This window comes from Pseudarthrobacter sp. GA104 (assembly GCF_009741265.1).
Taxonomy (GTDB): Bacteria; Actinomycetota; Actinomycetes; order Actinomycetales; family Micrococcaceae; genus Arthrobacter.
Genome location: NZ_WOWL01000001.1, coordinates 609,985 through 632,392, shown reverse-complemented (window position 1 = coordinate 632,392; position 22,408 = coordinate 609,985). Strand labels below are relative to the sequence as shown.

The window sequence follows — 22,408 nt, the reverse complement described above, 5'->3', positions numbered from 1 at the left end:
CGATGGAGCATCCATGACAGCTGAACGTTCCGCCGACAGCGGTCAGGAGGCTCCGGGTCCAGGCGGGCCTGCCCGGCCTGCCTGGACCTTCCTCACCAACCACGGGCATGTCCTGCTGTCCGTGGCACAGGAGCCGGACATCCTGGTTGCAGACATCGCTGAGCGGGTGGGCATCACCACCCGGGCCGCCCTGCAGATCCTCAAGGACCTTGAAAGTGCGGGCTATCTGCTGCGGACAAGGGTGGGGCGCAGGACCCACTACACCATCCGGCCCCACCAGCATTTCCGGCATCCCGCCACTGCCGCGCAGGAAGTGGACGGCTTGATCCGCCTGTTCACAGCGGCTGCGCCGGGCGATGCTCCGGCGGCACCGGCGGAACCGTAACAGCCAAACCCGCTGCTTTCCCGGCACCCGCCCGGCTTGGCAAAGTTGGCCAGGCGAATGCAGGTAATCTTAGAGAGTTCCGCGGCCGGTACCGGCCCGAACATTGATACTTGCAAGCGTTTAAGGCGAGGGTGATGGTCTACATCTGGAACGATCCGTCCGAGGTCCCGGCGGACTTCGGCCCATCTGTTGTCACCATCGGAAACTTTGACGGAGTGCACCGGGGACACCAGCAGGTGCTCTCCGAACTGGTCCGCACGGCCCGGATCACAAGGTCCAAAGCTGTTGTGGTCACCTTCGATCCACACCCGGCCCTGGTCCACCGTCCCGAGTCCGCGCCCGAGCTGATCATGGGCCTGCAGGACAAGCTCGAGGCGCTGGGGGAGCTGGGCCTGGACGCCATCCTGGTCATGAAGTATTCGCTGGACCTGGCCAGCCTCACCCCTGAAGAGTTCGTGGAGCAGTACCTGGTGGACTGCCTGCACGCCGGCCATGTGGTCATCGGCCACGACGTACGCTTCGGACGCAACAATTCGGGGGACCTGGACACCATGAAGGCCCTCGGCCAGAAGTTCGGGTTTGAGGTGCAGGTGATCAGCGAGTTCGGCTCTGAGGGCTACCCCCTGCATGACGACGACGGCACGGACCGCCGCTGCTCCTCCACCTGGGTGCGGGAGGCCCTGCAGGAAGGCGACGTCGCCACGGCGTCCGCTGTCCTGGGGCGTCCGCACCGGATGCGCGGCGAGGTTGTTCACGGCGCCGCACGCGGCCGCGCACTTGGCTTTCCCACCGCCAACCTCGCCAGCAACGCCAGCGGCCTGATCCCAGCCGACGGCATCTACGCCGGCTGGCTGGTGGACCAGGCCGGTACCCGTTGGCCCGCGGCCATTTCCGTAGGGTCGAACCCCACGTTCGACGGCGTCAGCCGCCAGGTGGAGGCCCACGTGATCGACCGGCCCAAGGAGGACGTGGAGGACTTCGATCTCTACGGCCAGACAGTAGTTGTGGAATTTGTTGCCCGGCTCCGGGGCATGGTGGCTTACCGTGGGCCGGAGGCACTCGTGGAGCAGATGCGCCTGGACGTCATCCAGGCACACGGGCTGCTGGCCAGGCGCTAGGCCGCCACCAACGAAAGGCAGTACCCGTGTCCGTCGAGAAGAACACCCGGAAGCTGGACAAGGGGATTGTCCGCGACTTCAGCTCGCGGATGAGCTACGCGTCCTACCTGCAGCTGCCAACCCTCCTGAGCGCGCAGCAGCCGGTCAGCAAGCCCGAACACCACGATGAACTTCTCTTCATCATCCAGCACCAGACCACGGAACTGTGGCTGAAACTGGTGCTCCATGAACTGCGCAGCGCCGCCGCCTGGCTCCGGGCAGACGACCTGGGGTCGGCGCTCAAAGGCATTGCCCGGGTGAAGCACATCCAGAAAACCCTCACCGAGCAGTGGTCCGTCCTGGCCACCCTGACCCCCACCGAGTACTCCCAATTCCGCGGCTTCCTCGGCAATTCCTCCGGCTTCCAGTCGAGCCAGTACCGCGCAGTGGAGTTCGTGCTGGGCAACAAGAACCGCAAGATGCTCCCGGTGTTCGAGTCGGACCCGGAGGCGCACGCCATGCTTGAGGAACTGCTGGCGGCTCCCAGCATCTACGACGAATTCCTCGCCTACCTCTCCCGGCAGGGTTTTGATGTGCCGGCGTCCGTCCTGCAACGGGACGTCACCAAAGCGCACGAGTACACGCCGGAACTGGTGCCGCTGTTCAAGCACATCTACGAGAACGCGGCGGGCAACTGGGGGGCTTACGAGGCCTGCGAGGAACTGGTGGACCTGGAAGACAACTTCCAGCTGTGGCGCTTCCGGCACCTGCGGACCGTCCAAAGGACCATCGGCATGAAATCCGGGACCGGCGGATCCAGCGGTGCTGCGTTCCTCCAGAAGGCCCTCGAACTGACCTTCTTCCCGGAACTTTTCGCTGTCAGGACGGAGATCGGACAATGAGCATCCACCAGGAGAATGCAGCTGCGCCGGCTGCGGAGCAGTTGCAGCAACGGGCCGCGGAACTCGACCGGGAGGATCCGCTGGGGCACTACCGCGAGCACTTCATCGGCACCGACACGGCCGTGTCCTACCTCGATGGAAACTCACTGGGCCGGCCGCTGAAGCGGACCGCGGAGGACATCGCAACCTTCATCCGCGACGACTGGGGAGGGCGGCTGATCCGCGGCTGGGACGAGCAGTGGCTGGGCCTGCCGCAGTCCATCGGCGACCAGCTCGGACGGGCAGTCCTCGGCGCCGCGCCGGGCCAGACCATCATCGCCGACTCCACCACCGTGGTGCTCTACAAGCTGATCCGTGCCGCCCTCGCAGCGGTTGCCGATCCGGACCGCAACGAGCTGGTCCTTGACACCGAAAACTTCCCCACGGACCGGTACCTCGTCGAGGGCATCGCACTGGAGGAGGGACTTACCCTGCGCTGGATCCAGGCGGATCCGGCCGCCGGGGTGACCGTCGAACAGGTGCGCCAGGCAACCGGGCCGCGTACCGCCGTCGTACTCCTGAGCCAGATCGCCTACCGCTCGGGCCACCTGGCGGACCTCCCCGCCATCACGGCCGCAGTGCACGACGCCGGCGCGCTGGTTGTGTGGGACCTGTGCCACTCCGCGGGGTCAGTGGAGATCGCCCTGGACAGTGCCGGCGCCGACTTCGCCGCCGGCTGCACCTACAAATACCTCAACGGCGGACCGGGGTCGCCGGCCTTCGCGTACGTGAACCAGCGCCACCTGGCGTCGCTCAACCAGCCGATCTGGGGATGGATGGGTCGCAAGGACGCGTTCGAAATGGCTGCCGGCTATGAGCCGGCAGCCGGAATCCGCGGGTTCCTCAGCGGAACGCCGGCGATTTTCGGGATGCTGGCCATGCAGGGCACCCTCGATGTCATTGAAGAAGCGTCCATGGCCGCCATCCGGGCCAAGTCGGAGAAGCTCACGGCCTTCGCCGTCGAGGTCTTTGACGCCTGGCTCGCGCCGCTGGGCGCTGAACTTGCCTCACCGCGGAATCCGGCAGAGCGCGGCAGCCACATCACCATCGACCATCCGGATTTCACCAAGGCGACAGTTCAGGCGCTGTGGGACCGGGACGTGATCCCGGACTTCCGCGCTCCGCGCGGTATCCGCGTGGGCCTTTCGCCGCTGAGCACCAGCTACCGGGAGGTTCTGCGGGGCATGGAGGCGATGCGGGACTGCCTGCAGGGATAACGGGGCTGTTTCGACAACATTAGGCAGTGGCCGGTAAACTGGACGATGGATCCAGCTGCAGTCCGTGGCGGCTGGTTCCTGTTGCGTACGGCCCGCCCCGGTTTTCCGGCAACGGCTGCGGCGGCAGACCCGGCAGTGAGTTACTGACCTGGGCCCTCACGGCACATCCCTAGGAGTTATTGTGGCACTTGACGCCGCTGTAAAGCAGTCCATCATCAAGGAATACGCAACCGGCGAAGGCGACACCGGTTCGCCGGAGGTCCAGGTTGCCGTCCTGACCCAGCGGATCAAGGATCTGACTGAGCACATGAAGGAGCACAAGCACGATTACCACACCCAGCGCGGTCTGCTGGCCATGGTTGGTCGTCGCAAGCGCATGCTGGGCTACCTCAAGAAGACTGACATCGCCCGCTACCGTTCGCTCATCGAGCGCCTCGGCCTGCGCCGCTAGTCGGACTTAGGGGCGGCCCATTCCAGCATGGAACGGGCCGCCTTCTTCAAAAGAAAAACTAAACAGGAGGATCAACCGCATCACGCATTCGCGGTCCTCGGTAGTGATCCCCGGGAACGGCTTCGTTGACTGAAGCCGGCGGCCCGTGGGTCTCGATCGATGACCGGGTGCAGGGCCAGTAGACAGATGCTGGCTGGGTTGATGCGGCTGGACTTCCGTAAAACAGAAACGGAGGTGACTCTCTTGGAGGGTCCCGAAATCCAGTTCTCGGAAGCAGTCATTGACAATGGCCGTTTCGGCAAGCGCGTAATCCGCTTTGAAACCGGCCGCCTTGCCAAGCAGGCAGCCGGCGCAGCCATGGTGTACATCGACGATGACACCGCACTGCTGTCCGCCACCACTGCAGGCAAGCACCCGCGTGAAGGCTTTGACTTCTTCCCGCTGACGGTCGACGTCGAAGAGCGCATGTACGCTGCCGGCCGCATCCCGGGCTCGTTCTTCCGCCGTGAAGGACGCCCGTCCACCGAAGCCATCCTGGCCTGCCGCCTGATGGACCGCCCGCTGCGCCCCGCCTTCATCAAGGGCCTGCGGAACGAGGTCCAGATCGTGGTCACCGTCCTGGCGATCAACCCGGACGAGCTCTACGACGTGGTGGCCATCAATGCCTCCTCCATGTCCACGCAGCTGTCCGGCCTGCCGTTCTCCGGCCCCATCGGCGGCGTCCGCGTTGCCCTGGTTGCTGACGAAAACGGGTCACAGTGGGTGGCTTTCCCCAAGCACTCCCAGCTGGAGCACTCCGTCTTCAACATGGTGGTTGCCGGCCGCATTGCCGGTGACGACGTCGCCATCATGATGGTCGAAGCCGAAGCCACCGACAACTCCTGGAACCTCATCAAGGAACAGGGCGCCACCGCCCCCACCGAAGAGGTTGTCTCCGAGGGCCTCGAGGCTGCCAAGCCGTTCATCAAGGCACTGTGCGAAGCCCAGGCCGACCTCGCCGCCCGCGCTGCCAAGCCGACCGTTGAATTCCCGGTCTTCCTGGACTACGAGGACGATGTTTACGCCGCCGTCGAGGCCGCTGCCGCTGAGAAGCTCGCCGCCGTCTTCCAGATCGCGGACAAGCAGGAGCGCGACAACGCTTCGGACGCCCTGAAGGACGAGGTCACCGCCTCCCTCGCCGGCCAGTTCGAAGGCCGCGAGAAGGAGCTGTCCGCAGCGTTCCGCTCGGTCACCAAGCACGTTGTGCGCCAGCGCATCCTGAAGGACCAGATCCGCATTGACGGGCGTGGCCTCACGGACATCCGCCAGCTCACCGCCGAGGTCGAGGTCCTGCCGCGCGTTCACGGTTCGGCCATCTTCGAACGTGGTGAAACCCAGATCATGGGCGTCACCACGCTGAACATGCTGAAGATGGAACAGCAGATCGACTCGCTGTCTCCGGTGAAGACCAAGCGCTACATGCACAACTACAACTTCCCGCCGTACTCCACCGGCGAGACCGGCCGCGTCGGTTCCCCGAAGCGCCGCGAAATCGGCCACGGTGCCCTGGCTGAGCGCGCGCTCGTGCCGGTCCTGCCGTCCCGCGAGGAGTTCCCGTACGCCATCCGCCAGGTATCCGAAGCCCTCGGTTCCAACGGGTCGACGTCCATGGGCTCCGTTTGCGCCTCCACCCTCTCGATGCTGAACGCAGGTGTGCCCCTGAAGGCCGCCGTCGCCGGCATCGCCATGGGCCTGGTCTCCGACCAGGTGGACGGCCAGACCCGCTACGCTGCGCTGACCGACATCCTTGGTGCCGAAGATGCCTTCGGCGACATGGACTTCAAGGTTGCCGGTACCTCCGAGTTCGTTACCGCCATCCAGCTTGACACCAAGCTCGACGGCATCCCCGCTTCCGTGCTGGCAGCAGCCCTGAAGCAGGCCCGCGAGGCACGCCTGCACATCCTCGAGGTCATCAACTCGGCCATCGACACCCCGGACGAGCTCTCCGAGTTCGCACCGCGCGTCATCGCCGTGAAGATCCCCGTGGACAAGATCGGCGAGGTCATCGGCCCCAAGGGCAAGATGATCAACCAGATCCAGGAAGACACCGGCGCCGACATCTCCATCGAGGACGACGGCACGGTCTACATTGGCGCCACCAACGGCCCGTCTGCAGAAGCAGCGCGTTCCGCCATCAACGCCATTGCCAACCCGCAGGTCCCGGAAATCGGCGAGCGCTACCTGGGTACGGTCGTCAAGACCACCACCTTCGGTGCCTTCGTTTCGCTGACCCCGGGCAAGGACGGCCTCCTGCACATCTCCGAGCTGCGCAAGATCGCAGGCGGCAAGCGCGTGGACAACGTCGAAGACGTTGTCTCGGTGGGCCAGAAGGTCCAGGTGGAAATCACCAAGATCGATGACCGCGGAAAGCTGTCGCTGTCTCCGGTAGTGGCTGAAGAGGAAGGCGCCGGGGAGACCGAGCGCGTTCACGCCACGGAGCCCGCTGAAGGCGCAGAGGTCTAGCACACCGCACAGCGGGCTCGCCCGCAGCATGAAGAGGCGGGGCCGGTGGATGATCCACCGGCCCCGCCGCTGTTACGATGGCAGCCAGATCCCGGCTGCCCCTCTTGAAAGGCCTCAATGACTGTTGTACCCCTGCCGCTTGAGCAGAACCACCGCGGCGATACCCTGGTCCACGGGGCCGACGGCGGCTCCGAAGTGCGGCGTTCGGTGCTGCCCGGCGGAGTGCGGGTACTGACCGAGGCGATGCCCGGGCAGCGGTCGGCCACCATCGGATTTTGGGTGGGGGTCGGTTCCCGCGATGAGGCCCCGGGCCAGCACGGCTCAACGCATTTCCTCGAGCACCTCCTGTTCAAGGGAACCAAGCGCCGGACTGCGCTGGAGATCGCCTCTGCATTTGACGAGGTGGGCGGCGAGTCGAACGCGGCCACGGCGAAGGAAAGCACGTGCTACTTCGCACGGGTCCTGGACTCCGACCTGCCGATGGCCATCGACGTCATTGCAGACATGATCACAGGCGCCGTCATCGATCCTGCCGAGATGGAGCAGGAACGCGATGTCATCCTTGAGGAAATCGCCATGGACAGCGACGACCCCACGGACGTCGCCCACGAACACTTTGTCTCAGCCGTCCTGGGCAGCCATCCCCTGGGACGCCCCATTGGCGGCACACCGGATGCCATCAAGGCGGTGGCCCGTGATTCTGTGTGGGAGCACTACCAGCGCTATTACCGGCCGGACGAACTGGTGATTACCGCAGCCGGCGGCCTGGAGCACGACGTCGTCTGCGGCCTTGTGGTGGATGCGCTTGAGTCTGCCGGCTGGTCACTTGAGTCCGATGCGGCGCCGGTGGAACGCCGGTCCACCGAACGTGCCCTCATCACCGGGACCGCAGGGCTCCACGTCGTCAAGCGCGCCGTGGAGCAAGCGAACATCATCATGGGTTGCCCCACGATCGTGGCCACGGACGAAAGGCGCTACGTCATGAGCGTCCTCAATGCCGTGCTGGGCGGGGGAATGTCCTCACGCCTGTTCCAGGAGATCCGCGAGAAGCGCGGCCTGGTGTATTCCACGTACTCCTTCGCGTCCTCCTACGCGGATGCCGGCTACTTCGGCATGTACGCCGGCTGCACGCCGTCAAAGGTACGGCAGGTGCTGGATCTGCTCGCTGTGGAGCTGGACAAGCTGGCTGAGCACGGCATCGCCGAGGACGAACTCCGCAAGGCGGTAGGCCAGCTGGGCGGCGGGATCGTGTTGGCCCTGGAGGACACCGGTTCGCGGATGTCCCGGCTGGGCCGGGCCGAGCTTGTGTCCGGCGAGTACCAGGACATTGACGAAACCCTGCGCCTGATCAAAGCTGTCACCACCGAACAGGTCCAGGAATTGGCAGCCGAACTCGCTGCCGCTCCCAGGACTGTAACCGTCGTCGGACCATTCGAGGAGACGGAAACGTTCGGACTCTGACGCGTCGGAACGGCAGGACTTAGCTCGCAAACGGCAGGACTTGGCTCTGGAGGTGAGGGGACAGTGGAACGGACCCCTCCCAGCCGTGCGCCGGGAGCTCTGGCCGCTTTCCTGGGCCGCTGGCGGGGGAGTACCCGGTTCGCCGCCGGTCCTTGGGGGCCCGAACGGACCGTCGACGCCGAGGTGACCTACACCCCGGTGGCTGGCGGATCTGCCGTCGTCCAGAGCTACCGACACCTGGAACCGGACGGGACGCATTCCGAAGGCCACGGGATCTTCACTGTCGACCCGGATCACCAGGATGTTTTTTGGTACTACGTGGATAATGCGGGCCCGGCACCTGTAGCCGCCGCCCGCTGCACGTGGCATGACGGCGCCCTTAGGGTGGAACGCCGGGGCGGTGCCGGGTGGACCCGCCATACGTTGCGCGTCGACGGCAACGTACTCACCCACATCACGGAGCTACGAACCCGTGGCGGCAAGACCACAAGCACCACAACGGACGGGTCCGGCGGGGACGACGGGACCGGCCCGGCCTATGTTCCCTTCATGACGTCGTCGTTCCAGCGGAGCTGACGCGGTCAGACGAAGCACACCAAAATGACGGCTCATCCAGATGGCGGCAGATTCAGTCAGGTTCAAAGCGACGTCACCAGTGCACCAAGCCCCACTCCCACTCTTTGAGCGGGTCCTCGGGCAGTTTCGGGGGCATGGCGTAGAAGTCGACCCATACAGAATCCTCTTGCGAAAAGACCTCGGGATCCACAAAGTTGTCGCCCACTGGCTCTTCAAGCGGAAGTTCCGCCGGCTGGGACCCCGGGGGTTCAGCGGCAAGGAGTCCAGGCGGCCAGTGGGGTGGTTCCCAGTCGTGGTGTTCGGGCTTGTAGTGGCGGCCGGTGGGTGAGGTCCAGCCGGGTGGCTGGGTTTTGCTGCCGGGGGTGGGTTTCCAGCGGCTGTTGTGTTTGAGGCGGTGGTGTTTGGGGCAGAGTTGGGCCAGGTTGCTGATTCCGGTGGTTCCGCCGTGGTGCCAGGCCTTTAGGTGGTCTGCCTCGTTGTCCGAAGTCCGGTTGTTGCAGCCGGGGAAGGTGCATTTTCCGTCGCGGAGGCGGAGTGCTTGTTTCATGGCTTTGGTGAGGCGGTAGCTGGTGCGGCCGATTTCCAGTGGCGCACCGTCCCGCGGGTCCACCAGGACGCGATGGAATGAGGCGGCGCCGTCAGCGACGAGTTTGCGGGCCATGGAAGCGGGAATGGGCCCGTAGCCGTCCAGGTTTGCGGGTTCGTCGGTGAGGCCGAGGAGTGAGAACACAGGGACGGTGACCAGGACGTCCGCCTTGGGCACCGGAACGTTGGCAAGATCGGCGCACGCGCTGTTGACGTCAGTGGCAGCGCCGGCAGAGGCCTCCCCGACAGTTCGTCCCGCGGCATCTGTGCGGATGGTTGTGGCATCTGCTTGGTCATTGACGGAAAGGAAAGCCAGCCCTACAGGGGCGTCGGTGCCCTCTACAGTGCTGTGTTCCACCGTGCCGGTTTTACCTGGGGTGCTTTCCTGTGCGTGGCTAAGGGCTGGTCCTGCGCTGAGGAGCAGGTGGGCGGCGACGTCTGGCCGCAGTTGCGTGAGCGTCCGGGGCTCATTGGGGCCTTGGAGTCCGCGGGCGAGGGCGGTGGTGCGGTTCCAGATTGCGGATGCGGTGCTGCCGGGCAGGTAGAGCGAGAGCCAGGCCATGCCGTCACGGTCCGGGGCGTATTCCATCCGCCGGTCCGCGGCACATTTGCTGTGGCGTTTCTCAAGGGTCTCGGGATGGTGGCGTTCACGCCAGCCGCGGACCTTTGCGCGGAACCGGTTAGGTACGAGTTCACCGGCGGCGGCTCCGCGTGCGGGCTTAGGTGCGTCGGGGTCGAGGAAGTGCGCAACGAGGGCGGCGGCGCCGGTAGGGCCAAGGGCATCGGTTTCGTCGACGAGGATTTTCGCGTGCTGCCAAGTGATGGTCCCGGCCGCCAGGGCGTCCATGGCCAAGGGCAGGGTGGCAAGTTGGCGGGCCTGGGTGACGAGGGCCCCGGCGGCGGGGGAGCTGAGGGCCAGGACCCCGGCGATTTCCTCAACCGCCGACATCTCGGCGTAAGTCCGTTCGTGCACGGGCGCGTCCGGCGGGGTCATGGCGTGCTGGATTCCGACGGCCTCTGCCGCGTCCCCGGCCTTTACGGCGGCGATCTGCGCCTCGAGTTGCTTCGCCACGGCCATCCGCTCCAGGCGGAGCTCATAGCGGCGCTGCAGCACATCAACCCCGGCGGCGGCACCACCGCCGGCTTCCAGGACGGAATCTTCGAGAAACAGCGCATTCAGGCGGGAGGTGGAGGCCTGAATGCCCTCCATCGCTGGTGCCGTGCCCGCGCCGTTTCCCATGGAAACATCCTCTAACGGGGGTCTGACATTTTGCGGGTGCCAAGCAGAGGAGAACTCTCCTAGCCCCCGGCGAACGGAGGCAGCACATCCACTACGTCGTCGGCCTTCAACACAACCGAATGATCGCGCACGGCGACTTCATTGAGGAGGAAGCTGCTCCGGGACAGGATGCGGGGCAGCGGAGGAGTGCCGGTGGGCGGTTCAGGGCGCTCGACTGCCAGGACAGCCTCCAAGAGATCCGCAACAGTGGAACCCGCCGCCAGGTTGAAGCGCTCTTCCTCGACGCCGGAGGCAGCGCGTGCGGCAGCGAAGTAACGTACGTTCAAAAGTTTCAGCCCCCGATGGCGCTCATGCTGCGGTCCGGCTGGACGAAGTCCGGAGCATCGAGTCCCACGTGGTCCATTCCGTGGGCTTTGGGCTTAAGCCACATGGCGTCCTGCCAGCGCTGGGCGAGTTCGCCGTCGCTGGCTCCCGAACGCAGGAACCCCAGCAAATCAATCTCTTCCCGGGAGAAGAGGCAGCTCATGATCTTGCCCTCGGCAGTAATCCGGGTCCGGCGGCAGTCTGAACAGAACGGTTCCGTCACGGAGGCGATGATCCCCACCGTGCCCAGGGCCGGGCCGGACAAAACGTCGGAAACAGACCCGGCCTCCCGCCGTCGTACTTCAAAGCGCTCCGCCGGGGCGCCGTCACGGGCGCGGGGGTCGGGGCTGAGGACAAAGTCGGACGAGAGCAGCCCACGGATCTCGGCGGCCGTGATCATGTTCCGACGCGTCCAGCCATGGTCTGCGTCGAGCGGCATCTGCTCGATGAACCGCAGCTCGTAGCCGCGCTCCAGCGCCCATGCGAGCAATGACGGCGCCTCGGCATCGTTGATACCGCGCATCAGGACGGCGTTGAGCTTGACGGGGCCAAGACCTGCCGCCCATGCGGCATCCACCCCGGCCAGCACCTGGTCCAGGAACGGCCGGCGGGTCAGCTGGGTGAAGGTTTCCTCGTGCAGCGAATCCAGGGACACGTTGATCCGGGTCAGGCCGGCCGCCTTCAATGCAGCGGCTTTCTTCGCCAGCCCCACACCGTTGGTGGTCATTGAAATGGGCAGCCCGGGATGGTTCCGGCGGAGTGAGGCAATGATGTCAACCAGGTCGTGCCGCACCAGCGGTTCGCCACCGGTCAGGCGCAATTCGCGCACACCCAGCTGGTCCACTCCGATCCGCACGATCCGCACGATTTCCTCCGCGGACATCACTGCCTGCTTGGCGAGCCATTCCAAACCCTCGGCGGGCATGCAGTACGTGCAGCGGAGATTGCATTTGTCCGTCAGGGACAGCCTCATGTCCGTGGCTCGGCGGCCGTACCGGTCCACGAGTCCGGCAGCAGCGCCGGCGGGGCGGGCCGCCGGGACGGACGGCAGCGCTGCGCCCGCTTCCTCCCGTGGCTGCGGCATGCCTAGCTGGACACTCATGGATTCAGGCTACGCCACGATGGGCTCTGCATCACACCCGGGACGGTGCGGGCAGGGCAAACAGAATGTGTGGCCGGCAACGGGGACGCGGGTATCCGGCGAATCTATGCTGGAGATGTGGACAGCTCCCAGCCCGGGCAGGCAACGCACGACGGCGGGACACGGCTTCCGGAGCGCCCGGCGCCTTCCCTGCGGCATGGACGTGGGCGCGAGCAGCGGAGTGGGCATGGGCAAGCGCTACGGCGCCGCGCGTGGCTGGCAGCCGCGGCGGGTGCGGTCGCGGTGGGCAGCGCCCTGGTCCTGGGGGAACTCTTGGCAGCGGTGTTCAGTCCGTCGCTGTCACCTGTGACTGCTGTGGGCGGTGCCGTCATCGATGCCGTTCCTCCCGGTGTCAAGGACTGGGCTGTGGCAGTGTTCGGGACAGCGGACAAAGTTGCCCTCCTGGCGGGCATGGCGCTGGTCATCGCCGGATTCGCGGTGCTGGCAGGGGTCGTGGAGGACCGGCGGCGCTACGCCGGCGCCGCCGTGGTTGGCGTCTTTGGCCTGGCCGGCCTTGCGGCCGTCCTGACCCGTGCCCAGGCCAATGTCAACGCAATGAGCCTGGCGGTGTTCACCGCCGTCGTGGCGGTCGTCCTGCTTCGGTTCCTGGTCCGCATGCTTCAGGAGTGGGGGAGCCAGGCAGCGGAGCCCGACCCAGCCGCGACGCCCGCCCCAACCCCGACCGCCGCCTTAGCAACTCCCGCCCCGGCCCGCCGCCGCTTCCTGCAGGCTTTGGCCGGGGGAGCCGCATTCACGGCAGTCGGCGGCGTGCTCGCGGCAGCCTGGCGCGGTGCCGCCGCCGTCGTCAGCGAGGCCCGGGGCCGCGTGGCCCTGCCGGCTCCCGCGTCAGCGGCTCCGGCCATACCGGCAACTGCCGAGGCTGGAGTCGAGGACATCACCCCGCTGGTCACCCCGAATGCCGACTTTTACCGCATCGATACCGCACTGTCCGTTCCCGCCGTCGATCCCGCCACCTGGGTCCTGAGGGTCACGGGAATGGTGGACAGGGAGGTTGAGCTGTCCTTCGCCGATCTCCTGGCCAAACCCCTGGTTGAACGCCATGTCACCCTCGCCTGCGTGTCCAACAGCGTGGGCGGCGACCTTATCGGCAATGCGCGCTGGCTCGGCTGGCCGGTCCGCGAGCTCCTCGCACTGGCAGGCCCCCGGCCCGGCGCGGACATGGTCCTGTCAAGGAGCGCCGACGGCTGGACCGCAGGAACGCCCCTTGAGGTGCTCAGCGACGGCAGGGATGCGCTGCTCGCCATTGGAATGAACGGCGAGCCGCTGCCCCTTGAGCACGGCTTTCCCGTGCGGCTGGTGGTGCCCGGACTTTACGGCTACGTCTCCGCCACCAAATGGGTCACCCAACTCAAGGTCACCAGGTTCGCGGATGACGTCGCCTACTGGACACCCCGAGGCTGGTCGGAACGGGGTCCCATCAAGACCTCCTCGAGGATCGATGTGCCGCGTGGCGGGCGCCCCGTGAAGGCGGGAAGGGTGCTGTTCGGAGGCGTGGCCTGGGCGCAGCACACCGGCATCGGGAAGGTGGAGCTGAGGGTGAACCGGGGCGCGTGGCAGCAAGCTGAACTGGCGGAAGGAATCTCCCGGGACACCTGGTACCAGTGGAAGCTGGGATTGGACCTGACGGAAGGGCAATACGAAATCCAGGTCAGGGCAACGGACCTTTCCGGCAATGTCCAGGACGAGCAGAGCCGCCCTGCCGCCCCCAACGGAGCCACCGGGCTCCACACCATTAGAGTGGACGTGAAACCCTGAAGGCTGACACTGAAGGCGGAACCATGACCAGCCCGCAACCGCATGGAACGCCTGTAGACCAGGCACTGCACCGTTCCCCGCACCACGCACGGTCCGTGGCTGGCCATGTGGCCGCCGTCGAAGATCTGTTGCGGCCCTTGCGGTCACCGGAGCGGACGGAGCGCCTGCCGCTGCGTGAGGCCCTGGGCCGGGGCCTGGTCGGCGACGTCCCGGCTCCCATCAGCCTGCCGCCCTTCCCCAACTCCCAGATGGACGGCTACGCCGTCCGCTCCGCTGACCTGCCCGACGGCGGCGGAGAGCTGCGTGTTATGCCTCCCGTCCCCGCCGGTGCCAGTCCGGACGGACTAAAGCCTGGCATGGCCGCGCCGATCATGACGGGAGCCATGCTCCCGGACGGAGCCGACGCCGTCGTCCCCATCGAGCGGGCCGTTCCGGACCGGTTCCTGCCGCCCGCCGCGCAGTCAGCGGAACAAGCAACGGTGCGTCTGCCCCCGGCAGCGCCCGGAACGTTTGTGCGCGCAGCAGGCAGCGACGTCCTCGCCGGGGAGACGGCCTTGGCAGCCGGTACTTTCCTGGGGCCGGCCCAGCTGGGACTGTTGGCGGCACTGGGGATCCCGGACGTGACGGTCTACAAGGCTGTGACGGTCCTGCTGGTGACCACGGGCGACGAGGTGGTGGAGCCCGGCCAGGAGCTCCCCGCCGGCAAGATCTACGACTCCAATGGCACCCTGCTGGAAGCGGCCATGACGCAGGCGGGGCTGGTGGTCCGGCGGGCAGGCATTGCCACGGACAACCCGGACGCGCTGCGGGCGCTGCTGCGGGCCGAAGGCAGCGCGGCGGACCTGATCGTCACCACCGGAGGGGTCAGCAAGGGTGCCTACGAGGTAGTCCGGCAGGCCATGGAGAACCAGCCGGTGGAGTTCCTCCATGTGGCAATGCAGCCGGGGGCCCGCAGGGGATCGGCAGCTTCGACGGGCGTCCCTTCCTGGGCTTCCCCGGCAACCCTGTCAGCTGCCTGGTGTCCTTCGAGATATTCCTCCGCCCGGTGCTTGCGGGTTTGCTGGGAACGCCCGCACCCCGCCTGCCCCTCCGCGCCCGCCTCGCGCACCCGCTCACGTCTCCCGAACACAAGCACCAGGTCCGCCGGGGAACGTTGCAGTCCGACGGGACGGTGGAGCTGCAGGGCGGGGAAAGCTCACACCTGATGCACGCGCTCGCGGGTTCCAACGTGCTGGTTCACGTCCCCGAAGGAGTGGCCGCGCTCGCGGCCGGTGCGGAGGTGGAAGTATGGATGCTGTGAATGCAGAACAAACCCCGGCCGCGCTGACGCACCTGCGCCAGGACGGCAGCGCCCAGATGGTGGACGTGTCCGCCAAAGCCGAAACCACCCGCGAGGCCACCGCCACCGCCACGGTCCACACCACCTCGGAGGTGATGGACCTGCTCGGCTCGGGCGGACTGCCCAAGGGGGACGCCCTGGCCGTGGCACGGGTTGCCGGGATCATGGCGGCCAAGAAGACCCCGGAACTGATACCGCTGTGCCATCCGCTGCCGCTGTCCAAGGTCACCGTGGACTTCGAACTTGGCGCCGCGACGGTTTCGATCCTCGCCACCGTGAAGACCCGCGGCGTCACCGGCGTGGAGATGGAAGCCCTCACGGCAGTCTCCGTTGCGGCGCTGAGCGTTTACGACATGATCAAGGCCGTGGACAAGCACGCTGTCCTGACCGACATCAAGGTGCTGGCCAAGAGCGGCGGCAAGAGCGGGGACTGGGCACTGTGACTACTCCCGGCACCATCAATGCCCCCGAGCCGCACCGGCACGGCGACGTGCAGGGCCGGAAGGCCGGCGTCGTGATCGCCTCCACCCGCGCTGCGGCCGGCATCTACGACGACGAAACCGGCCCCGTGATCACGGACTGGCTGACCGAACACGGCTTCGACGTGTTCCCGGCCATGGTGGTCCCCGACGGCGAGCCCGTGGGCGCAGCCATCCGCGCGCTCCTCACCCAGCACCCCGCCGTCGTCATCACCAGCGGCGGGACAGGCCTCAGCCCGGACGACCGCACCCCGGACGTCACCCTTCCGCTGCTGGACCGCGAGATTCCCGGCATCATGGAGGCAGTGCGCCGCGCCGGTGCCGCGAAGACCCCGCTGGCGGCCCTGAGCCGCGGCTATGCCGGCGCGGCCGGCAGTACCTTCATCATCAACCTGCCCGGATCACCCAAAGGGGTCATGGACGGACTCACCGTCCTGGACCCGGTGATCGGGCACCTCTGCGACCAGCTGGAAGGCGGACATGGGCACTGAAGCAGTTTTCGAGGTAGTCAACGCCGTCCTGAGCGCGGAGCCAATCTCCGTTGACCAGGCCATCGCGGCGGTGGAGAGCGACACCGCGGGGGCAGTGGTCAGCTTCAGCGGCGTGGTGCGGAACCACGACGGCGGCAAGCCGGTTGAGCGGCTCAGCTACAGCGCGCATCCCACGGCACACCAGGTGATGGCCGACGTCGTCGCACGCCTTGCCGGGGAACAGGCCGCCGGAAGCGTAGACAGCAGCGTGCCCCCGCAGCCGGTGCGGATTTGGGCGGCGCACCGGATCGGCATGCTGGAGATCGGCGATCCCGCGCTGGTGTGCGCGGTGTCCGCAGCCCACCGGGGCCAGGCCTTCGCCGTGTGCTCTGAGCTGGTGGACCGGATCAAGGAACAGGTGCCCATCTGGAAGGAACAGTTCTTTACTGACGGCACGGTGGAGTGGGTCGGCGCCGGCAGCTGAGGCGTCCGCTGGTGCCGGCCGGCACCATGCTTCCTGCGAGGTAACGCACAGTCCCTGGTGCCTGTGCGGCGCGGGCCCACCGGTAGGCTTAACGGCATGACCGAACAACTCCCTGCTCCCTTGCCCGTTGCCGTGCTGGGCGCGAACGGGCGCATGGGCGCCGAAGCCGTAAAAGCCATTAAAGCCGCACCGGACATGAAGCTGGTGGCGGCCCTGGGACGCGGCGATTCGCTGGACCAGATCACGGCTGCCGGTGCCCGGTTCGTGGTGGACCTGACGGTTCCGGAAAGCACCGAAGCGAACGTCCGGTTCGCCGTCGAACACGGCATCCACGCTGTTGTGGGAACCACCGGCTGGGACGCGGCCAGGCTGTCCGCGCTGGAAAGCCTGCTGGCCGGCCATCCGGAGACAGGTGTCCTGATCGCCCCGAACTTCGCCCTCGGATCGGTGCTGGCCTCCGCCTTCGCCGCCAAGGCCGCCAAGTACTTCGAATCAGTCGAGATCATCGAGCTCCACCACCCGGACAAAGTGGACGCACCCTCGGGCACGGCGGTCCGCACCGCCCAGCTCATCGCCGCCGAACGCGCTGCTGCGCAGGTGCCGCCCAGCCCGGACGCCACCACCAGCGAACTGGCCGGAGCACGGGGCTGCGACGTTGACGGCGTAAGGGTCCACAGCGTGCGCCTCCGGGGGTTGGTGGCGCACCAGGAAGTCCTGCTGGGCGGTTCCGGCGAGCAGCTGACGCTGCGCCACGATTCGTTCGACCGCGCCTCCTTCATGCCCGGCGTCCTGCTGGGCGTCCGCAACGTGGCGACACACCCCGGACTGACCGTAGGCCTGGACGGCTACCTGGACCTGGGGCTCTAGGCCATGGACGGGCTGCTGGCCGGCTTCCGGAAGAACCGCACCAAGATCTGGGTGGGGGCAGTAACCCTGCTGCTGGTCTTCTACCTGGTGGTGTCCTTCCAGCGTTCCATCCTCCTGCTGACGGACAGCAACCTCGCGGCGCAGGCTATCGGTGCGGCGTACCTGGTGCTGCCCGCCATCGGTGCATGGGCCCTGATCCGGGAGCTGATGTTCGGTGCCCGCACGGAGCAGATGGCCAAGGTCCTGGAGGCGGAGGGCGGACTGCCGGTGGACGAGCTGCCCCGCACGCCGGCCGGCCGGATCGTCCGGACAGCCGCGGATGCCGAGTTCGAGAAGTACCGTTCCGAGGCTGAGGCGGCTCCGGATGACTGGCGCTCCTGGTTCCGCCTGAGCTGCGCCTATGACGCCGCCGGCGACCGGAAACGCGCCCGCGCTTCCATGCGGGACGCCATCAAGCTTTTCCGCGGGAACGTTCCCGCCTAGGAGCCCCCCGACCGCCCGGTGCCCGCTTGTTGAGCACAGCTAGTGCTGAGCACAGCTAGCGGATGGACCGCGGCTCGCCCCGGCCCGCCCGGTTCGCGGCATGTCCCAGCCATTCCAGCGGCCCCCGCCACTTCAGCAGCACGAACACCATGCCCACAATTACTGCGGTGGCGGCATGAGCGAAGTACATTCCGTCCTCCGTCCAGCCGGCCGGCAGCGGTTTGAGGTAGAAACCGGAGACCACCCAGACGTGGACTGCGTAGAGGCTCAGGGTCATCGCTCCCGCACCGCGCAGCGGCAGCAGCAGGTCCAGGTCCACCCACTCGGCCAGCCGGCCCAGCAGCAGGCATGCCCCGATGACCGCCCCAGCCACGCCCGACGTGTGCAGCAGGTCCAAGGTGGTGGCCGAGTGCGGTGCGGCGGACGCCAGCCACCACCAGGACCCCTCCTGGGGATACCCGTCAAGTTCACCTGCAGGATGCTCTCCAGTGGATACCCCGGAGAATTCAGCAGCTCCTCCAGTGCAGCCCGGCCGCCCCAGCTTTCCATTGCCGTAACACCCAGGGTCTTGGCCAGGACTGCGACGATAGTGCCCCCTACCAGCAGCACCACCGGGACCATTGCCCTGCCCAGCACCAGCCTGCCCACGATGAGTCCGACGAGCAGGTATGAAAGCCACTGGAACACAGGGTAGTAGCCGGTGAAGAACAGGTCCGCCAGCAGGCTTGCCGGTGTCGAGAGGTCCTCCCAGGAGGGGTTGTGGCCCAGCTGCATCGGCGGTTGGGCGGCGAGGAGCCACGGGCGCAGCAGGTATGCCAGCACCGGTGACCCCAGGACCCAGCCGCCGGCCCAGGCGCAGAGCTGCTTCAGCGCCATTCCCAGGAAAGGCAGGACACACAGGAACAGCACCGCGTAGTGGACCAGGATGATGGCCAGGTTCACCTCCAGCCCGCCCAGGGAAAGTCCGACGGCGGCAATCACCAGGGCGCGCAGGGCAACGCCGCGGCGGGCGGCGGCCAGGTCAGGGCCCTGCAATGGCTTGTGCTTTCCGGTGGACAAGGCCAGGCCCACCCCCGCAAGTACCGCAAACAGTGCCGCAGCCCGGCCCGAGAAGGTGAGGCCAATCCAGGTGGGGGTCAGGTCCGCGTTCGACTCGAAGGTGGGAAGCAGGTGGGTGGCCATCATGCCCAGCAAAGCCAGGCCACGGGCAGCGTCGATGCCGTGGAGCCGCGCCGTAACGGGCCGCCCGGCAGTCTTGCGGGACGTTCTTGCCGGGGTACGGGACGTCATGACCAGATCGTCTCATATTTGGCTGTGCCGGAGCTGTCAGGAAACTCCTTGTATTCGAATATGTGTTCGAATAATATGGGCTGCATGCACACTCCATCATCCGGAATTCCCGCCCATGAGTCCGGCAATGCAGGGCTCATGAAGGCCATGAGTCCAGGGGTTGTTGACTTCCTCTTCCGCCAGCTGGTGGCGGGCCGGCCGCCCGAGGATGTCGAATGGGAGCAGGAAGGCATCAGCCTTGCAGCCCAGCCCGAGGGTCCCGAGCTGGCCCGCCGCCTCGCGGAAGCGGACCTTGACGCACTGACCCCGGTGGAACTGTTCCACTATGTCCGGGCCGCCCAGCGGCTTGCCTCATGGGCGGAGGAGCTGCGGCAGGCCGCCGTCGGACGGTATTGCGGCCCGCCGGCAGGGGCGCCCCGCTCCGCAGGCCGGCACGCTCCCTGACTGCCCCGAATGCGGTGCGGGGGAGGTGCCGGGGAGGGGAGAGGAGCCGCTGGCGCCGAGGGGCGCGGCCGCCTGTTTGACGTGCATCACGCTCCCGGCATTGTCCTAACCAGCCGCTGACAGGGTAACGTTTTTTCCATGGCTGACAATTCCGCGCATCTCCCTGCCCTTGGTACTCTTCTGACCGCCATGGTCACACCGTTCACCAAGGACGGCGCAGTGGATTACGAGCAGGCCGCTGAACTGGCCAGCAAGCTGGTGGATGACGGCTGCGACGGCCTGGTGGTCACCGGAACCACGGGCGAAACATCCACCCTCACCGACGAGGAAAACCTCGGCATGTTCCGCGCCGTCAAGGACGCTGTCGGCGGCCGCGCTGCCATCATCGCCGGCACGGGCACCAACGACACCGCCCACTCGGTGCACCTTTCCCGGCAGGCGGCGGCCCTCGGCGTCGACGGCCTCCTCCTGGTGACGCCCTACTACAACAAGCCCAGCCAGGCCGGGGTCCGCGCCCACTTCGAAACGGTGGCCTCCGCCGTCGACGTGCCCGTCATGCTGTACGACATCCCCGGCCGCTCCTCCATCGCCATTGAGCCGGACACCATGATCCGGCTGGCGCAGCACCCGAACATCGTGGCAGTCAAGGACGCCAAGGCCGACTTCGTCGCCGCCACGCGCGTCATGGCCGAGACGGACCTCCTCTTCTACTCGGGCGACGACGGACTGACCCTTCCGTGGATGGCCCTTGGCGCCGTCGGCCTGGTGGGCGTCACAACCCACGTGGCCACGCGCCGCTTCCGCGAGCTCATCGACGCCGTCAACGCGAACGACCTCAGCACTGCCCGGAAGATCAACTTTGAACTCCTGCCAGTGGTCCGGGCCACCATGACGCGGGTCCAGGGGGCCGTTGCGGCCAAGCAGATTCTTAAATGGCAGGGAGTCCTGCCCAACTCGATTGTCCGTTTGCCCCTCGTGGAGCCGGACGAAGCCGAGATCGAAACCATCCGCGGGGATTTGGCGGAAGCGGGGCTGGTCTTTTCCTGAGGAGTAAGACCAGCACCCTTCCGCCTGGAAAGTAGTGCAATATGACCCAAACTGCCCTCACCGGCCTTGTCACCCCTCCCCGCCTGCCGCAGGGAACCCTCCGGATTGTTCCGCTGGGCGGACTGGGGGAGATCGGCCGGAACATGGCCGTGTTCGAAATCGACGGCAAGCTGCTCATCGTGGACTGCGGTGTCCTTTTTCCCGAGGAAACCCAGCCCGGCGTCGACCTGATCCTGCCTGATTTCTCCTACATCGAGGACCGGCTGGACGACATCGTGGCCGTTGTCCTCACCCATGGACACGAAGACCACATCGGAGCCGTTCCGTACCTGCTGCGCCGCCGCAACGACATTCCGCTGGTGGGCTCGCAGCTGACCCTCGCCCTGATCGAGGCGAAGCTGCAGGAGCACCGCATCCGGCCGTACACCCTCACGGTCGAGGAAGGCCAGATCGAAAAGTTCGGCCCGTTCGAGTGTGAGTTCGTGGCCGTCAACCACTCCATTCCCGACGCTTTGGCCGTGTTCATCCGGACCGCCGGCGGCACCGTCCTGCACACCGGCGACTTCAAGATGGACCAGCTGCCGCTGGACGGACGCATCACCGACCTCCGGCACTTCGCCAAGCTCGGCGAGGAGGGCGTGGACCTCTTCATGTCCGACTCCACCAACGCCGACGTCCCCGGCTTCACCACTGCCGAGAAGGAAATCGGGCCCACGCTCGAAAGGCTCTTCGGCCAGGCCACCAAACGGATCATCGTGGCGTCCTTCTCGTCGCACGTCCACCGGGTCCAGCAGGTGCTGGACGCAGCTGCCAAGCACAACCGCAAGGTGGCCTTCGTGGGCCGCTCCATGGTCCGCAACATGGCCATTGCCGAGAAGCTCGGGTACCTGGACGTCCCGCCGGGCCTGATCGTGGACATCAAGAACGTGGACAACCTCCCGGACAACCGCGTGGTGCTGATGTCCACCGGTTCGCAGGGTGAGCCCATGGCAGCCCTGTCCCGGATGGCCAACGGCGACCACCGCGTGGTGGTGGGCGACGGCGACACCGTCATCCTTGCCTCCAGCCTCATCCCCGGCAACGAGAACGCAGTCTTCCGGATCATCAACGGGCTGCTCAAGCTCGGCGCCGACGTGATCCACAAGGGCAACGCCAAGGTCCACGTCTCGGGCCACGCCGCCGCCGGCGAACTTCTCTACTGCTACAACATCCTCGAGCCGCTCAACGCCATGCCGGTGCACGGTGAGACCCGCCACCTGATCGCCAACGGCAAGATCGCCATCGAGTCCGGCGTGCCCGAAGCCAGCGTCATCCTCGCGGACAACGGCACCGTCATCGACCTGAAGGACCACCGGGCTGACGTTGTGGGCCAGGTGGAAGTCGGCTTCGTTTACGTGGACGGCTCCAGCGTCGGCGAGATCACGGACGCCGACCTCAAGGACCGCAGGATCCTCGGCGACGAAGGCTTCATCTCCATCATCACCGTCATCCACCGCGCCACCGGCAAGGTGGTATCCGGCCCCGAGATCCACGCCCGCGGCGTGGCGGAGGACGACTCCGTGTTCGACGAAATCATCCCCAAGATCAACGCGGCGCTGGAGGAGGCGGTCCTCAACCACGCGGACCACACCAGCCACCAGCTCCAGCAGGTGGTCCGCCGCGTGGTGGGCACCTGGGTCAACCGCAAGCTCCGCCGGAAGCCGATGATCATCCCCGTGGTGCTCGAGGCCTGACACCAGCCTGCCTGCTCCGGCCCGCGCTCCCGTCCGA

20 protein-coding genes and 2 pseudogenes are annotated in these 22,408 nt (G+C 66.7%); 18 read left to right on the top strand and 4 right to left on the bottom strand.

All coding sequences use genetic code 11. The annotated features are described in order from the left end of the window. Positions 1-13 precede the first annotated feature (13 nt). From GK109_RS02835 to GK109_RS02800, 8 genes are all read left to right on the top strand, one after another. Positions 14-385 carry a winged helix-turn-helix domain-containing protein gene (locus tag GK109_RS02835; protein ID WP_157238594.1) on the top strand — a complete coding sequence of 124 codons (372 nt, stop codon included), beginning with the start codon at positions 14-16 and terminating at the stop codon, positions 383-385. A 134-nt stretch (positions 386-519) separates the two neighbouring features. After that, positions 520-1,503: a bifunctional riboflavin kinase/FAD synthetase gene (locus tag GK109_RS02830; protein WP_157238593.1), complete on the top strand. Its 984-nt coding sequence runs from the start codon at positions 520-522 to the stop codon at positions 1,501-1,503. Positions 1,504-1,529: 26 nt separating this feature from the next. After that, a complete protein-coding gene (kynA, locus tag GK109_RS02825; protein WP_323057607.1) occupies positions 1,530-2,384 on the top strand; it encodes a tryptophan 2,3-dioxygenase in 855 nt (284 codons plus the stop codon). Next, positions 2,381-3,640 (top strand): kynureninase, encoded by a 1,260-nt coding sequence (gene kynU, locus GK109_RS02820; protein WP_157238592.1) that lies wholly within the window; start codon positions 2,381-2,383, stop codon positions 3,638-3,640. The genes kynA and kynU overlap by 4 nt, the downstream gene beginning before the upstream one ends. Positions 3,641-3,821: 181 nt before the next feature. Beyond that, positions 3,822-4,091 (top strand): 30S ribosomal protein S15, encoded by a 270-nt coding sequence (gene rpsO, locus GK109_RS02815; RefSeq protein ID WP_321215859.1) that lies wholly within the window; start codon positions 3,822-3,824, stop codon positions 4,089-4,091. 243 nt (positions 4,092-4,334) lie between these two features. After that, on the top strand, positions 4,335-6,593 hold the full coding sequence (locus tag GK109_RS02810; protein ID WP_157242566.1) for a polyribonucleotide nucleotidyltransferase: 2,259 nt from the start codon (positions 4,335-4,337) through the stop codon (positions 6,591-6,593). Between the two features lie 117 nt (positions 6,594-6,710). After that, complete coding sequence (locus tag GK109_RS02805) at positions 6,711-8,054, top strand: pitrilysin family protein (RefSeq protein WP_157238590.1); 1,344 nt, start codon at positions 6,711-6,713, stop codon at positions 8,052-8,054. Between the two features lie 63 nt (positions 8,055-8,117). Further along, entirely contained in the window at positions 8,118-8,630 is a 513-nt protein-coding gene (locus GK109_RS02800) for a DUF1579 domain-containing protein (protein WP_370460362.1), read from the top strand. Positions 8,631-8,703: 73 nt separating this feature from the next. On the opposite strand, the gene GK109_RS02795 is transcribed toward GK109_RS02800, so the two are convergent. From GK109_RS02795 to moaA, 3 genes are read right to left on the bottom strand one after another with little or no spacing between them, the layout of a single operon-like run. Beyond that, positions 8,704-10,455, bottom strand: coding sequence for an HNH endonuclease signature motif containing protein (locus GK109_RS02795; RefSeq protein WP_231754786.1), 1,752 nt, complete (start codon positions 10,453-10,455; stop codon positions 8,704-8,706). 59 nt (positions 10,456-10,514) lie between these two features. After that, a complete protein-coding gene (locus tag GK109_RS02790; protein WP_157238589.1) occupies positions 10,515-10,781 on the bottom strand; it encodes a MoaD/ThiS family protein in 267 nt (88 codons plus the stop codon). 5 nt (positions 10,782-10,786) lie between these two features. Then, positions 10,787-11,920, bottom strand: coding sequence for a GTP 3',8-cyclase MoaA (moaA, locus tag GK109_RS02785; RefSeq protein ID WP_197432390.1), 1,134 nt, complete (start codon positions 11,918-11,920; stop codon positions 10,787-10,789). 294 nt (positions 11,921-12,214) lie between these two features. Here moaA and GK109_RS02780 point away from each other — a divergent pair, with 294 nt between their 5' ends. The 7 genes and pseudogenes from GK109_RS02780 (at position 12,215) to GK109_RS02750 (ending at position 17,857) form a co-directional block, all read left to right on the top strand. Beyond that, the gene (locus GK109_RS02780) at positions 12,215-13,735 is read left to right on the top strand and encodes a molybdopterin-dependent oxidoreductase (protein ID WP_157242562.1); all 1,521 of its coding nucleotides are present in this window, start codon (positions 12,215-12,217) and stop codon (positions 13,733-13,735) included. 23 nt (positions 13,736-13,758) lie between these two features. Continuing rightward, a pseudogene (glp, locus tag GK109_RS02775) lies at positions 13,759-15,035 on the top strand (gephyrin-like molybdotransferase Glp). Then, on the top strand, positions 15,023-15,517 hold the full coding sequence (gene moaC / locus GK109_RS02770) for a cyclic pyranopterin monophosphate synthase MoaC (RefSeq protein WP_157238588.1): 495 nt from the start codon (positions 15,023-15,025) through the stop codon (positions 15,515-15,517). The pseudogene glp and the gene moaC overlap by 13 nt, the downstream one beginning before the upstream one ends. Then, positions 15,514-16,044, top strand: a complete 531-nt coding sequence (locus GK109_RS02765) for a MogA/MoaB family molybdenum cofactor biosynthesis protein (protein WP_321215864.1) — start codon at positions 15,514-15,516, stop codon at positions 16,042-16,044. Before moaC ends, GK109_RS02765 begins: the two co-directional genes overlap by 4 nt. Next, the gene (locus tag GK109_RS02760; protein WP_157238587.1) at positions 16,034-16,507 is read left to right on the top strand and encodes a molybdenum cofactor biosynthesis protein MoaE; all 474 of its coding nucleotides are present in this window, start codon (positions 16,034-16,036) and stop codon (positions 16,505-16,507) included. The genes GK109_RS02765 and GK109_RS02760 overlap by 11 nt, the downstream gene beginning before the upstream one ends. Positions 16,508-16,603: 96 nt before the next feature. Next, positions 16,604-17,374 carry a 4-hydroxy-tetrahydrodipicolinate reductase gene (dapB, locus tag GK109_RS02755; protein WP_157238586.1) on the top strand — a complete coding sequence of 257 codons (771 nt, stop codon included), beginning with the start codon at positions 16,604-16,606 and terminating at the stop codon, positions 17,372-17,374. A gap of 3 nt (positions 17,375-17,377) precedes the next feature. Next, entirely contained in the window at positions 17,378-17,857 is a 480-nt protein-coding gene (locus GK109_RS02750) for a hypothetical protein (RefSeq protein WP_104997407.1), read from the top strand. 55 nt (positions 17,858-17,912) lie between these two features. Here the strand turns inward: GK109_RS02750 and GK109_RS02745 are convergent. Further along, positions 17,913-19,147 (bottom strand): annotated as a pseudogene (locus tag GK109_RS02745) (heparan-alpha-glucosaminide N-acetyltransferase domain-containing protein). A gap of 84 nt (positions 19,148-19,231) precedes the next feature. Here GK109_RS02745 and GK109_RS02740 point away from each other — a divergent pair. The 3 genes from GK109_RS02740 (at position 19,232) to GK109_RS02730 (ending at position 22,371) form a co-directional block, all read left to right on the top strand. Then, the gene (locus GK109_RS02740) at positions 19,232-19,591 is read left to right on the top strand and encodes a hypothetical protein (RefSeq protein WP_370460360.1); all 360 of its coding nucleotides are present in this window, start codon (positions 19,232-19,234) and stop codon (positions 19,589-19,591) included. A 138-nt stretch (positions 19,592-19,729) separates the two neighbouring features. After that, entirely contained in the window at positions 19,730-20,638 is a 909-nt protein-coding gene (dapA, locus tag GK109_RS02735; protein ID WP_157238585.1) for a 4-hydroxy-tetrahydrodipicolinate synthase, read from the top strand. 41 nt (positions 20,639-20,679) lie between these two features. Further along, on the top strand, positions 20,680-22,371 hold the full coding sequence (locus GK109_RS02730; protein WP_157238584.1) for a ribonuclease J: 1,692 nt from the start codon (positions 20,680-20,682) through the stop codon (positions 22,369-22,371). The last annotated feature ends 37 nt before the right edge of the window (positions 22,372-22,408 follow it).

Excerpts from the sequence above, each read along its gene's own strand:
- GK109_RS02835 (WP_157238594.1), top strand. The coding sequence starts at position 14 with ATGACAGCTGAACGTTCCGCCGACAGCGGTCAGGAGGCTCCGGGTCCA.
- GK109_RS02740 (WP_370460360.1), top strand. The coding sequence starts at position 19,232 with ATGCACACTCCATCATCCGGAATTCCCGCCCATGAGTCCGGCAATGCA.
- dapB (WP_157238586.1), top strand. The coding sequence starts at position 16,604 with ATGACCGAACAACTCCCTGCTCCCTTGCCCGTTGCCGTGCTGGGCGCG.
- GK109_RS02795 (WP_231754786.1), bottom strand. The coding sequence starts at position 10,455 with ATGGGAAACGGCGCGGGCACGGCACCAGCGATGGAGGGCATTCAGGCC.
- kynU (WP_157238592.1), top strand. The coding sequence starts at position 2,381 with ATGAGCATCCACCAGGAGAATGCAGCTGCGCCGGCTGCGGAGCAGTTG.
- GK109_RS02760 (WP_157238587.1), top strand. The coding sequence starts at position 16,034 with ATGGGCACTGAAGCAGTTTTCGAGGTAGTCAACGCCGTCCTGAGCGCG.
- moaC (WP_157238588.1), top strand. The coding sequence starts at position 15,023 with ATGGATGCTGTGAATGCAGAACAAACCCCGGCCGCGCTGACGCACCTG.
- GK109_RS02730 (WP_157238584.1), top strand. The coding sequence starts at position 20,680 with ATGACCCAAACTGCCCTCACCGGCCTTGTCACCCCTCCCCGCCTGCCG.
- GK109_RS02805 (WP_157238590.1), top strand. The coding sequence starts at position 6,711 with ATGACTGTTGTACCCCTGCCGCTTGAGCAGAACCACCGCGGCGATACC.
- dapA (WP_157238585.1), top strand. The coding sequence starts at position 19,730 with ATGGCTGACAATTCCGCGCATCTCCCTGCCCTTGGTACTCTTCTGACC.
- moaA (WP_197432390.1), bottom strand. The coding sequence starts at position 11,920 with ATGAGTGTCCAGCTAGGCATGCCGCAGCCACGGGAGGAAGCGGGCGCA.
- GK109_RS02750 (WP_104997407.1), top strand. The coding sequence starts at position 17,378 with ATGGACGGGCTGCTGGCCGGCTTCCGGAAGAACCGCACCAAGATCTGG.
- GK109_RS02830 (WP_157238593.1), top strand. The coding sequence starts at position 520 with ATGGTCTACATCTGGAACGATCCGTCCGAGGTCCCGGCGGACTTCGGC.